At 75.1% G+C, this 12,316-nt stretch carries 12 protein-coding genes; 1 reads left to right on the top strand and 11 read right to left on the bottom strand.

Annotated elements, in window-relative coordinates; all coding sequences use genetic code 11:
- Nucleotides 1–75: 75 nt before the first annotated feature.
- From CUT83_RS15865 to bioB, 9 genes are all read right to left on the bottom strand, one after another.
- Nucleotides 76–1,083, bottom strand: a complete 1,008-nt coding sequence (locus CUT83_RS15865) for a hemolysin family protein (RefSeq protein WP_101256493.1) — start codon at nt 1,081–1,083, stop codon at nt 76–78.
- Complete coding sequence (locus CUT83_RS15860) at nt 1,080–2,543, bottom strand: hemolysin family protein (RefSeq protein ID WP_101256492.1); 1,464 nt, start codon at nt 2,541–2,543, stop codon at nt 1,080–1,082. Before CUT83_RS15860 ends, CUT83_RS15865 begins: the two co-directional genes overlap by 4 nt.
- A 285-nt stretch (nt 2,544–2,828) precedes the next feature.
- Nucleotides 2,829–3,311, bottom strand: coding sequence for a GNAT family N-acetyltransferase (locus tag CUT83_RS15855; protein WP_101256491.1), 483 nt, complete (start codon nt 3,309–3,311; stop codon nt 2,829–2,831).
- Between the two features lie 66 nt (nt 3,312–3,377).
- Nucleotides 3,378–4,268: an LLM class F420-dependent oxidoreductase gene (locus CUT83_RS15850; RefSeq protein ID WP_101256490.1), complete on the bottom strand. Its 891-nt coding sequence runs from the start codon at nt 4,266–4,268 to the stop codon at nt 3,378–3,380.
- A gap of 142 nt (nt 4,269–4,410) precedes the next feature.
- Nucleotides 4,411–5,190, bottom strand: coding sequence for an ABC transporter ATP-binding protein (locus tag CUT83_RS15845; protein ID WP_101256489.1), 780 nt, complete (start codon nt 5,188–5,190; stop codon nt 4,411–4,413).
- Nucleotides 5,191–5,335: 145 nt separating this feature from the next.
- Complete coding sequence (locus tag CUT83_RS15840; protein WP_101256488.1) at nt 5,336–5,998, bottom strand: class I SAM-dependent methyltransferase; 663 nt, start codon at nt 5,996–5,998, stop codon at nt 5,336–5,338.
- Nucleotides 5,999–6,020: 22 nt separating this feature from the next.
- Complete coding sequence (gene bioD, locus CUT83_RS15835; protein ID WP_101256487.1) at nt 6,021–6,755, bottom strand: dethiobiotin synthase; 735 nt, start codon at nt 6,753–6,755, stop codon at nt 6,021–6,023.
- Nucleotides 6,756–6,843: 88 nt separating this feature from the next.
- A complete protein-coding gene (locus CUT83_RS15830) occupies nt 6,844–8,181 on the bottom strand; it encodes an adenosylmethionine--8-amino-7-oxononanoate transaminase (protein ID WP_101256486.1) in 1,338 nt (445 codons plus the stop codon).
- Nucleotides 8,174–9,442 (bottom strand): biotin synthase BioB, encoded by a 1,269-nt coding sequence (bioB, locus tag CUT83_RS15825; protein ID WP_101256485.1) that lies wholly within the window; start codon nt 9,440–9,442, stop codon nt 8,174–8,176. The genes CUT83_RS15830 and bioB overlap by 8 nt, the downstream gene beginning before the upstream one ends.
- A 150-nt stretch (nt 9,443–9,592) precedes the next feature.
- Between bioB and CUT83_RS15820 the strand changes: the two genes are divergently transcribed.
- Nucleotides 9,593–10,765 (top strand): 8-amino-7-oxononanoate synthase, encoded by a 1,173-nt coding sequence (locus CUT83_RS15820; protein ID WP_101256484.1) that lies wholly within the window; start codon nt 9,593–9,595, stop codon nt 10,763–10,765.
- Nucleotides 10,766–10,794: 29 nt separating this feature from the next.
- On the opposite strand, the gene CUT83_RS15815 is transcribed toward CUT83_RS15820, so the two are convergent.
- Nucleotides 10,795–11,310, bottom strand: a complete 516-nt coding sequence (locus CUT83_RS15815) for a DUF6328 family protein (RefSeq protein ID WP_101256587.1) — start codon at nt 11,308–11,310, stop codon at nt 10,795–10,797.
- Nucleotides 11,311–11,471: 161 nt separating this feature from the next.
- Nucleotides 11,472–12,203: a lysophospholipid acyltransferase family protein gene (locus CUT83_RS15810; protein ID WP_101256483.1), complete on the bottom strand. Its 732-nt coding sequence runs from the start codon at nt 12,201–12,203 to the stop codon at nt 11,472–11,474.
- Nucleotides 12,204–12,316: the final 113 nt, after the last annotated feature.

The raw sequence follows: 12,316 nt of genomic DNA, 5'->3' as shown, positions 1-12,316 counted from the left end.
CCGCTTGGTACGTGCCTTCCTCCGGTGCACGTCTCCTCGCGGTGCACGTCTCCTCGGGGACGCCCCGCCCCGCCGTCAGCGGCCCACCAGTTCGCGCAGCACGTCCTCCATGGTGACCAGCCCGACCGCGCGCCCGTCCGTGCCGATCACCGCCGCCAGGTGGGTGGCGCTGCCGCGCATCGCGCCCAGCACGTCGTCCAGCGGCGCCGTCGCCCGCACCCGGGCGATCGGCCGCAGCGCCGCGACGGGGAAGGGCGCGTCGCGGTGCACGGCGTCGAGCGCGTCCTTGACGTGCAGATAACCCAGCGCCCTGCCCCGGTCGTCCACCACGGGGAAGCGGGAGAACCCGCTGCGCGCGGAGAGCTGCTCCAGCCCCTCGGGAGTGACGCCGAACGGGGCGAAGACGACGCGGTCGGTGGGCCGTACGACGTCCTCGACCGGGCGCCGGCCCAGTTCCAGCGCGTCGCGCAGCCGCTCCGTGGCGCGCTCGTCCAGCAGTCCGGCCTCGCTGGAGTCGGCCACCAGCCGGGCCAGCTCGTCGTCGGAGTAGGTCGCCGAGACCTCGTCCTTGGGCTCCACCCGCAGCAGCTTCAGCAGACCGTTGGCCAGGGCGTTGACACCGAAGATCACCGGCCGCAGGGCCCGGGTGAGGGCGACCAGCGGCGGTCCCAGCAGCAACGCCGCGCGCTCGGGCGCCGCCAGCGCGATGTTCTTCGGCACCATCTCGCCCAGCAGCATGTGCAGATACGTCGCCACCGCCAGCGCGATCACGAAGGCGATCGGATGGACCAGGCCCTCCGGCACGCCGGCGAGCTGGAACACCGGCTCCAGCAGATGCGCGATCGCGGGCTCGGCGACCACGCCCAGCACCAGGGTGCACAAGGTGATGCCCAGCTGGGCGGTGGCCATCAGGGCCGACACGTGCTCCAGACCCCACACCACACCGCGCGCCCGCTTCTCGCCGCGTTCGGCGAGCGGTTCGACCTGGCTGCGGCGCACCGAGATCATCGCGAACTCCGCGCCCACGAAGAAGGCGTTGGCGACCAGGGTCAGCAGGCCGATCAGCAGTTGGACGGCGGTCATCGGTCCGCCTCCCCGCTTTGGGCGCCGACCCGGGCACCGCGGCGCCCGCCGGCGTCCCCGAGGCCGCCGTGGCCGCCGCCGGCCCGGTCGTGGCCCTCCCGGCCGCCGTCGTGGTCGTCGTGGCCGTCCCCGTCCCCGTCACCGGGTTCGGGCGGGGCGGTCAGCCGTACCCCGGCGGCCCGCCGTCCGGTCGCGTCCACGACCTCCAGCCGCCACCCGGCGACCTCCAGGACGTCGCCCACGACCGGAATGCGGCCCAGTTCGGTGGCGATCAGCCCGGCCAGGGTCTCGTACGGGCCGTCCGGGGCGCGCAGGCCGATCTCCTCCAGCCGGTCGGTGCGGGCCGCACCGTCCGCGTCATAGACGGTACGGCCCTCCCCGTCCGCGCCCGCCGGGACCAGATCGGGAGTCTGGAGCGGGTCGTGCTCGTCGCGGACCTCGCCCACGACCTCCTCGATGATGTCCTCCAGGGTGACGACCCCGGCGGTGCCGCCGTACTCGTCGATCACCACCGCCATGCTGTTGCCTCCCTGCTTGCCCGACAGCCGGTCCAGCAGCCGGTCCACGGTCAGCGACTCCGGTACGAGCACCGGCTCGCGCAGCAGCCCGGTGACCGGGCAGCCGGCGCGGCGGCCGGCGGGGACGGCGATGACGTCCTTGACGTGGGCGACGCCGACCACGGTGTCGAGGTTGCCGCGGTAGACCGGGAAGCGGGACAGGCCCGTCGCCCGGGCGGCGTTGACCACGTCCTGCGCGGAGGTGCTCTCCTCCAGCGCGATGACCTGGACGCGCGGCGTCATCACGCTCTGCGCGGTCAGCTCGGAGAGCCGGATGGTGCGGACGAACAGTTCCGCGGTGTCCGCCTCCAGGGCGCCCGCCTTCGCCGAGTGGCGCGCGAGCGCGACCAGCTCCTGCGGGGAGCGGGCCGAGGCCAGCTCCTCGGTGGGCTCCAGACCGAGACGGTGGAGAACCCGGTTGGCGGTGTTGTTCAGATGGGTGATCAGCGGCCGGAAGGCGGCGCTGAAACCGCGCTGCAGGCCGCCGACCCGGCGGGCGACCGGCAGCGGCCGGGAGATCGCCCAGTTCTTCGGCACCAGCTCGCCGACGACCATCAGCACCACCGTGGACAGCACCGTGCCCGCCACCAGCGCCACCGAGGACGCCGCCGAGTCGGGCAGCCCGGCCGCCCGCAGCGGGCCGGCCAGCAGCCGCGCGGTCGAGGGCTCGGAGAGCATGCCGATGATCAGACCGGTCACGGTGATGCCGAGCTGGGCGCCGGAGAGCTGGAAGGTCAGGGACCGCACCGCCGTCAGAGCGCTGTCGGCGCCCGGCTCACCGCGCTCGGCGGCCCGCTCCAGATCGCCGCGCTCGACGGTGGTCAGCGAGAACTCCGCCGCGACGAACACGGCACAGGCCAGGGTCAGCAGCAGCGCCAGAAGCAGGAGGAGCACTTCGGTCACCGGGTCACCCCCGTCCCCTGGTCCGGCGGGACGGAGAGAGCCGCTCGACGGCCGTGTTCGCGGCCGGTTCCACTGCCGCTTCTACTGCCGGCTCTGCTGCCGGTACTACTGGGAGGCTCGCCCATGGGCGGACGCTCACACACCTTTCTCTGGGATGTCGCTCCGGAGCGCGCGCCGTGGACACGGCGGCCGCGATACACGGCTCGAGCGCGCGATGGGCAGTCCATCGTATGCGAGCCGCCGCGCACTGCCCGGGGCCGCCGGTCCGCTACCGGGCCGCGCCCGTCAGTCCAGCGGTTTCACCCACCGGCTCCACTGCGGCTGCGGCGCGTAGCCGGCCGCACGCCAGGCATGGTGGGCGGCGGCGTTGCGGTCGAGCACCATGGCGTCGGCCCGGCGCCCGCCCAGCGCGGCGAACCGCGCCTCGGCCGCCGCCAGCAGGGCCGAGGCCACACCGCGGCGGCGGTGCGCCGGATGGACCGCGAGCCGGTACAGATGGCAGCGCCAGCCGTCGAAGCCCGCTATCACTGAGCCGATCACCGGCCCGGCGGCAGGCGCCCCGGCGGCCGCGGGCTCCCCGGGGCCCCCGCCGGGCACCGCCAGCAGCAGCGCGTCCGGGTCCCGGTCGATCAGCCGGGCCACTCCCGCACGGTCGTCGCTGATGCTCGTCCCCTCCGCGGCCTGGGCCCAGAAGGCCAGGACGGCGTCGACGTCCGAGGCGAGGGCGGTCCGGACACGGAGGCCGAAGTCGTTCACAAGATCGTCCATGGCGGCATCCCAGCACCGGCCGGGCGGCGTACGCGCGGTGTTCCGTCATGTGGTCACCAGGGGGCGTCAGCTGCCCCGCAACTCCTCGATCACCTCTGCGAAGACCTCCATGTACGGTTCCAGCACGCAGATGTAGCTGAAGCCGTACCGCTCGCGGTGGGCGCGCACCTGCCCGGCGATCTGTCCGACGCTGCCGGCGAGCAGGGCCGGGTGCTCCAGGAGCTCGTCCTCCGTCGCGCCCAGGGCGTACGGGACCAGCTCGCGGGCCACCGCGCGCCGGTCGTCGGTGACGACCACCCGCTGGACGAGGTAGTTCAGCTCGGCGGGCTCCTCCCGGCCGGCGGCGAAGCGGCGGCGGGCGGCCGTCCGCTCCTCCAGCTCGTCCGGGCTGATCAGGTGGATGACACCCTCGGGCGCGCCGGGGGCCTGCCGGGTCCCGGTGAAGGCGGCGATGTCGGCGTGGCGGGCGGCCAGCCGCAGCACCCGGTCGCCGTTGCCGCCGATCAGCAGCGGCGGGCGGGGCCGCTGCCGGGGCGCGGGGACGTGCTCGGGGTCGGACAGCAGCCGGTCCAGCTCGGCGACGGTGTGCTCCAGGTGGTCCACCCGCTCGCCCGGCGACCCCCACGGCAGCCCGGCCCGCTCGTGCTCGGAGCGCACGTACCCGGTGCCCAGCCCCAGCTCCAGCCGTCCGCCCGTCAGCCGGTCGCAGGTGGCGACCTCGCGGGCCAGCAGAGCGGGGTTCCAGAAGCCCGCGTTGAGCACGAAGGTGCCCACGCGGGGCCGCCGGGTCGCCTCGGCCGCGGCGACCAGCGCCGGGAACGGCGCGGGAGCGCCCAGGTGGTCGGGCACGAGCAGCACGTCGTACCCCAGCTCCTCGGCGCGGCGGCACTTGGCACGCCAGGCGTCGCGGGAGTCGAGGGCGACCAGGCTGACGCCGAAGCGGAACGGTCGTGTCATGCGGCTCTCCTCACGGTCCGGACTGCGGAAGGGGATCGGGCCCCCGGGCCGGGGCCGGGGGCGTGTCGGTCAGGGCGTCAGGCCGTGCCCCGGAGACGTTCCGGGGGGCTTTCCGGGGACGGCGGAGCGGGGCGGGCCCGGGTCAGTACTGCCGCACGGGGTCGAACCGCTTCATCCGCTCCAGGACGGCCCCGGCGGTGGGGCGCGGCATCTCGTCGACGATCCGCCCGTCGGCCAGGAAGAGCACCTGGTCGGCGTGGGCCGCGGCGCCCGGGTCGTGGGTCACCATCACCACCGTCTGCCCCAGGTCGTCGACCGCCCGGCGCAGGAAGTCCAGCAGCTCCAGCCCGGAGCGCGAGTCGAGGTTCCCGGTCGGCTCGTCGGCGAAGACCAGCCTCGGACGGGAGGCCAGCGCACGGGCGCACGCCACCCGCTGCTGCTGGCCGCCGGAGAGCTGGGTGGGCCGGTGGTCGAGGCGGTCCCGCAGCCGGAGCGTGTCGATCACCGTGTCCAGCCACCGCCGGTCCGGCCTGCGGCCCCCGATGTCCATGGGCAGCGTGATGTTCTCCAGGGCCGTCAGGGTGGGCAGCAGGTTGAAGGACTGGAACACGAAGCCGATCTCGTCCCGCCGCAGCCGTGTCAGCTCCGCGTCCCCCAGCCCGGTGACCTCGGTGTCGCCGACCCACACCCTCCCCTCGGTGACGGTGTCCAGCCCGGCCAGGCAGTACATCAGCGTCGACTTGCCCGAACCGGACGGGCCCATCACCGCGGTGAACCGGCCCTCGGCGATGTCGACGTCCACCGAGTCGAGTGCCACCACGGCCGTCTCGCCACTGCCGTAGTTCTTGGTCAGCCCGCGGGCCCGGGCGGCGGACCGCCCCGCCTTCGGCGCCTCGCTCGCCTTCCGCGCGTCAGTGGACACCGCACCTCCCGGTTCGGACGGACGGCCCCCTCACGGGAGCCGGGACGACTGACAGGTCCGTACCCGGTGCGGGGCCGTCCATCCACAGGGCGGCGGGAGCGCCCCGGAAGCCGCGGCCGTGACGCGCCCGGCCGCCCCGGCGGTGTCACGGCCGCCGGGCACCGCCCAGGACGTGTGCCGACACCGGTGTCGGAACGCCCTTCTCCGGAACCCGCAGCCGCCGCAGGGACAGCTCGGTGAAGCCCGCCGCCCCGATCGCGGCCACGGTGTCGCGTGCGGTGTGGCAGCCGCCGAACAGGTGCGGCCACACGGTGCGGTCCAGCGACCGCTGGAGAAGGGCCATCGCGGTGCCGTCGGCCCGGACGTGCTCGTAGAAGCACAGCCGGCCGCCCGGCCGCAGCACCCGGCGGATCTCGGCCAGGGCGCGGTCGGGGTCCCTCACCGAGCACAGCACCAGCGACACCACGGCCGCGTCGAACGCCTCGCTGTCCAGCGGGATGTCCTCCGCGACGCCGGGGACCACACGGACGGGGACGGCGGCGCGCGCCGCGGCCTCCCGTGCCGCCCGCCGCAGCAGCGGCTCCGGCTCCACCGCCACCACCTCGCGCACGGCGGCCGGGTAGCGGCCGAAGTTCAGGCCGCTGCCCGCCCCCACCTCGACCACCCGGCCGGACAGCCCGGCCAGCAGCTCGGCGCGGTGCGCGCCGATCCCGGCCCGTTCGTCCACCGCCGGGGCGAAGCGGGCGTAGTAGCGCGCGAAGACGGGGTGGTGCACGGCGTCGGTCTCGGACCTGCGGCGGGGGGCCATGGGCGTCCTCCGGGAGGGGCTCTCACCTCGGTGCGGTCTCCCATTCTCGCTCCGCCGGCCGTTCCCCACCCTTCCAGGAGCCCCCCAGCCGCGGGGAGAGCCAGCCCGCCGCCCGCCCGCGGAACACCGGGGGCTCCAGCGAGCCCGCCCCCTGCGGCAGCAGCCCCGCCAGCGGGGCGTCCGCCGCCACCGGGAGGTCCGCCAGATTGCAGCGGGCCGCGAGATCCGGCTCGCGCGGCCAGCTGCCGACCACGACACCGGCGCATTCCAGGCTCCTGGAGCGCAGTGCCTCGGTCGTCAGCGCCGTCGCGTTCAGGGTGCCCAGCCCGGCGGCGGCGACCACCAGCACCGGGGCGCCCAGCAGCCGGGCCGCGTCGGCGAGGGTCGAGCCCCGCTCGTCGAAGCGGACCAGCAGCCCGCCCGCGCCCTCGACCAGCACCAGATCGTGCTCCTCCGCCAGGGCCCGCGCCGTCTCCGCCACCGCCTCGGGACGCACCCGGGGCAGACCGGCCCGGCGCGCCGCCGTCTCGGGGGCCAGCGGTTCGGGGTAGCGGGCGAGTTCCACGGCGGTCACGTCCGCGCCGGCCAGACGCCGCACCTCGGCCGCGTCCCCCGGCTCGCCCTCGGCCACCCCGGTCTGCGCGGGTTTGAGCACGGCCACCGAGCGGCCCGCCGCCACCGCCGCGGCGGCCAGCGCCGCGGTGACCACGGTCTTGCCGACCTCCGTGCCCGTCCCGGTGACGACCAGCACCGACATGTTCGCGCCTCTCCTCGCTCCTTCGTGCACCGGGACGTCCCGGCCCGCTTCCGCACCGTCTGCCCGGCCGTCCGCCCGGCCCGCCTGCTCAGCCCGCCCGCGCCGCCGCACACACCGCGGCCGCGATCCGCGCCACGTCCTCGTCGCCGGTGACGTAGGGGGGCATGGTGTACACCAGGTCGCGGAACGGCCGCAGCCACACGCCGGCGCGCACCGCCGCCTCGGTGGCCGCCGCCATGTCCACCTCGTGGTCGAGCTGGACCACTCCGATCGCCCCAAGCACGCGCACGTCGCGCACCCCCGGCAGCGCGGCGGCCCCGGCGAGCCCGGCGCGCAGCCCGGCCTCGATCCGCTTCACCTCGCCCGCCCAGTCCTGGGCGAGCAGCAGGTCCAGGGAGGCCACCGCGATCGCCGACGCCAGCGGGTTGCCCATGAACGTGGGGCCATGGGCCAGCACCGGCACCTCGCCGCGCGAGATGCCCTCCGCCACCCGCGTGGTGCACAAAGTCGCGGCCATCGTCAGATAACCGCCGGTCAGTGCCTTGCCGACGCACATCACATCGGGGGTCACCCCCGCGTGGCCGGCCGCGAACAGGGAACCGGTACGGCCGAAGCCGGTGGCGATCTCGTCGAACACCAGCAGTACGCCGTGCTCGTCGCATGCCTCGCGCAGCACCCGCAGATAGGCGGGGGAGTGGAAGCGCATCCCGCCCGCGCCCTGGACCACGGGCTCCACGATCACCGCGGCCAGCTCGTCGGCGTGGGAGGCGATCAGCTCCCGCAGGTGCGCCTCGTAGGCCGGGTCGGGGCCGGCGTCGAAACCGCCCGGCGGAGCGTCCGCGAAGACCTGCTCGGGCAGCGCCCCGGACCACAGGTGGTGCATACCGCCCTCGGGGTCGCACACCGACATCGGCTGCCAGGTGTCCCCGTGGTAGCCGCCGCGCCAGGTCAGCAGCCGCCGCTTGCCCGGCCGTCCCAGCGAACGCCAGTACTGCAGGCACATCTTGACGGCGACCTCGACCGACACCGAACCGGAGTCGGCGAGGAAGACGTGCTCCAGCCCCTCCGGGGTGACGTCCACCAGCCGCCTGGCCAGCCGTACGGCGGGTTCGTGGGTGAGTCCGCCGAACATCACATGGCTCATCCGCTCCAGCTGGGCGCTCGCCGCGTCGTTGAGCACCGGGTGGTTGTAGCCGTGGATCGCCGACCACCACGACGACATCCCGTCGACCAGCTCCACGCTGCCCCAGGCCGGCCGCGCCAGCCGCAGCCGGACCCCGGAGGCGGAGGAGATGACCAGCGGTTCGGAGCGGCCGGGCATCGGGCCGTAGGGGTGCCAGACGTGGCGGCGGTCGAGTTCGGCGAGTTCCTCGGGCGGGATGCCGGAGGCGGGGGAGAGGGCGAGCGGGGCGTCGGCGTCAGGCATTGGGCGGCAGCTCCGTGCCCGCGCCCCGCCGCCTCACCGCCACCAGATCGGTGCGGGCCCGTCCGGACGCCGCCGCGGCGTCCGCGCCCTCGGCGGCACCCGTCTCCCCGGACGCCTTCGAGACCGGCTCGCCCGCGGTGACGCCGGTGTCCGCGGTGACGCCGGCGTCCGCGCCGCCGCCGCAGGGCCCGCAGCCCCCGCCGGCTCCCGCGCCGTCGTGTCCGCCGCAGCCCCCGCCGGACGCGGCGAGCGCGTCCGCCCGGTGCTCGGGCAGCGTCCGCTCCCCGGCGCCCTCCACCTCGAAACCGGCGTCGGCGATCATCTCCAGGTCGGCCCTGCCCGCCTGGCCCTCGCTGGTGAGGTAGTCGCCCAGGAAGATGGAGTTGGCCAGATGCAGGGCCAGCGGCTGCATCGACCGCAGATGCACCTCGCGCCCGCCCGCCAGCCGGACCTCCACGTCGGGGCAGACGAAGCGGACCATGGCCAGGATGCGCAGGCAGCGCTGGGGCGTGAGGCTCCACTCCTTCGCCAGCGGAGTCCCCTCGAAGGGGATGAGGAAGTTCACCGGTACCGAGTCCGGGTCCAGCTCACGCAGGGAGAAGACCACGTCCACCAGGTCCGCGTCCGACTCGCCCATGCCCGCGATCAGCCCCGAGCAGGCCGACAGCCCGGCCGCCTGCGCCTGATGGACCGTCTCGACGCGGTCGGCGTAGGTGTGAGTGGTGGTGATCTCCCCGTATGTCGCCTCGGAGGTGTTGAGGTTGTGGTTGTAGGCGTCCGCGCCCGCCTCGCGCAGCCGCTCGGCCTGGCCGCCGGAGAGCAGCCCCAGGCAGGCGCACACCTCAACGCCCTCGTTCTGCTCCTTGATGGCGGCGATGGTCTGCGAGACCCGGTCCACGTCCCGGTCGGTGGGACCGCGCCCGCTGGCCACCAGACACACCCGCTTGGCGCCCCCGGCCACGCCCGCTCCGGCCGCCGCCGCGGCCTCCTGGGGCTTCAGCCAGGTGTACTTGAGGATGTCGGCCTTCGAGCCCAGCCGCTGCGAGCAGTACGAGCAGTCCTCCGGGCACAGCCCGGACTTCAGGTTGACCAGGTAGTTGAGCTTCACCCGCCGGCCGAACCACTGACGCCGCACCTTCCCGGCCGCGGCCACCACATCGAGGAGTTCGTCGTCGGAGGTGGCCAGTACGGCCAGCGCCTCGTCGCGCGTGGGCAGCTCGCGCCGCAGCCCCTTGTCCACCAGCGTCTTCAGCAGGTCCATGGCGTTGATCCTCGCCTACGCGCCCGCCCGCGGCCAAGGACGAACCCCCACAACCGGGCGGGCGGAAGGTGTGTGTATCGCCACACCCTGTGCGGGTCCGTCCGCCACTACCTTTGGGCGGAACCGACAGAAGGCGAGGGACGGCCCGCCATGCCGCAGGAGCACCGCAGCACCCCGGACCCGTTCGACTGGATCGACGAGCACGCCGAACTGCGCCGCCGCGCGGGCCTGGTGCGCTCCCTGCGCCCCCGGCCCGCCGACTCCCCGCTGCTCGACCTCGCCGGCAACGACTACCTGGGTCTGGCCCGGCATCCGGAGGTCGTCGCCGCCGCCTCGGCCGCCGCCCGCCGCTGGGGCGCGGGCGCCACCGGCTCCCGCCTGGTCACCGGCACCACCGAACTGCACGCCGAACTGGAGGCGGAGCTCGCCGACTTCTGCGGCTTCGAGGCCGCCCTGGTGTTCTCCTCCGGCTACGCCGCCAACCTCGCCGCGGTCACCGCCCTGACCGACCGCGGCACGCTGGTGGTCTCCGACGCCGCCAACCACGCCTCCCTGATCGACGGCTGCCGGCTGTCCCGGGCGGAGACCGCCGTCGTACCGCACGCGGACCCCGGCGCCGTGCGCAAGGCGCTCGACGGCTTCGCCGGCCGCACCGTGGCCGTGACCGACACCGTCTTCTCCGTCGACGGCGACGCCGCGCCGCTGGCCTTTCTGGCCGCCGTCTGCCGCGGTCACGGTGCCGCGCTGCTGGCGGACGACGCGCACGGCCTGGGCGTCCTGGGCGACGGTGGGCGGGGCGCCCTCCACGCGGCGGGCCTGGCGGGGGACCCGGACGTGGTGGCCACCGTGACGCTGTCGAAGTCGCTCGGCAGCCAGGGCGGCGCCGTCCTCGGCCCGGCCCGGGTGATCGACCACCTGGTCAACACCGCCCGCACCTTCGTCTTCGACACCGGCCTCGCCCCGGCCGCGGCCGGCGCCGCCCTCGCCGCGCTGCGGCTGCTGCGGACCGAGCCCGGCCGTGCCGCCCGCGTCCGCGAGGTCGCCACCGGGCTGTACGAGCGGCTGGCGGGCGCCGGTCTGGACGCCACCCGCCCGGACGCCGCCGTGGTGTCGGTACGCGCCCCCTCCGCGGAGTCGGCCGTGCGCTGGGCCGCCGACTGCCGCGGCGCCTTTCTGGCCGCCGGCTGCTTCCGGCCCCCCTCGGTGCCCGACGGGATCTCCCGGCTGCGGCTGACCGCCCGCGCCGATCTGACGGAGGCCGAGCTGGACGCGGCCGCGGCCACCATCGCGCGCACCGCGCCGCCCGCGGGGAGGGACGCCTGACCGGGCGCCCGCACCGCCCGTCCGGCCGCTCATCCGGGGTCCGGCGGCCGCTCCCGCGGCGGGCCCGCCGCACGGCTCCGCCGCGCCGCGGCCTTCCGGCGCAGTCCGAAGGGCAGCAGCGCCCACATCGCCGCGCAGAACGCCAGCACGCACGCCGCCACCGCGAGCCCCGCGGCCCTTCCCAGCACCACGTCCACCACGAGCAGCACGGACCCGGTCAGCGCCAGGGAGAGGAAGACCAGCCCGACCCCGGCCAGCCGCGAGGACACGTCCACGATCAGCCGCTTGACCCCGCGCCGGAACAGCGCCCGGTGCAGGGCCGCGGGCGCCGTGAAGAGGATGGAGGCGGTCACCGCCAGCAGCAGCGTGGTCACGTAGGTGCCGCGCTGCACCGTGTCCAGGCCGGTGAAGCGCTGGGTGAAGGCGAGGGTGAGGAGGAAGGCGAAGAGGATCTGGACGCCTGTCTGGATGACCCTCAGCTCCTGCAGCAGCTCGAGGAAGTTGCGGTCGGCGCGTTCCAGGGGGGTCTCGTGGCGGTCGGTCATGCGGTCGGTGTTGCCGCCCGGAGGGCGCGTCACTCGCCGCCGACCCGGTGGGGTCCGCACCGGCCCTCCCCTCAGCTCCCGTGCCAGGGCGGGCGGGGGCGAAGGCTCCGGCGGCATCCGGCCCGTCTGCCCGCCCACCCCGGCGCGTGCTCGGCGCAGGTCTACGGCGCGGCGTTCCCCGGAGCCGGGTCCGCGTCGTCGCCGCTCTTGGCGGCCTCCGCCTGCGCGGCCTTGGCGTCGGGCGCGTACAGGTCCACGTACTCCTGGCCGGACAGATTCATGATCGTGTACATGATCTCGTCGGTGACCGCGCGCAGCACCGTCCGCTCGCCGTGCTGGTCGGCGAAGCGCGAGAAGTCCAGCGGCTCGCCGAAGCGGATGGTCACCCGCCCGATCCTCGGCAGTCTCCGGCCCGGGGGCTGGAGTTCGAAGGTGCCCACCATCGCGCACGGGATTACCGGAACCCCGGCCCTGAGAGCCATGGAGGCGACGCCGACCCGTCCCCGGTACAGCCGCCCGTCGTGCGACCGGGTGCCTTCGGGGTAGATGCCGAGCAGCTCCTCCCGGCGCAGCACCCGCAGCCCCTCCTCGACCGCCGCCTGCCCGGCGCCGCGGCCCGAGCGGTCGACCGGGATCTGGCCGATGCTGCGGAAGAAAGCGGCGGTCAGCCTCCCCTTCAGGCCCGGTCCCGTGAAGTACTCCGCCTTGGCGAGGAAGGTGATGCGCCGGTGCAGGATCGCGGGCATCAGGAAGTGGTCGGAGAAGGACAGGTGGTTTCCGGCGATGATCGCCGGGCCCTCGTCCGGGACGTTCTCCAGCCCCTCGATCCGGGGTCTGAACAGCAGTCGCAGCAGCGGCCCCAGCAGGACGTACTTGAGCACGTAGTAGAACACGGGGTGGCTCCCTACCGCACCGGACGGGCCTGCGGGCTGCTTCTTCGCCCCCGGCCGCTTCCCGGCCGGAGGGCGCCGGAGAGTCGGTCGGGGAGGAATCAGTGTATGTGCGG

The sequence above is a fragment of the Streptomyces barkulensis genome (genome assembly GCF_002843305.1).
In the GTDB taxonomy this organism is placed as follows: Bacteria; Actinomycetota; Actinomycetes; order Streptomycetales; family Streptomycetaceae; genus Streptomyces; species Streptomyces barkulensis.
This window is presented reverse-complemented; position numbering and strand designations above follow the sequence as displayed.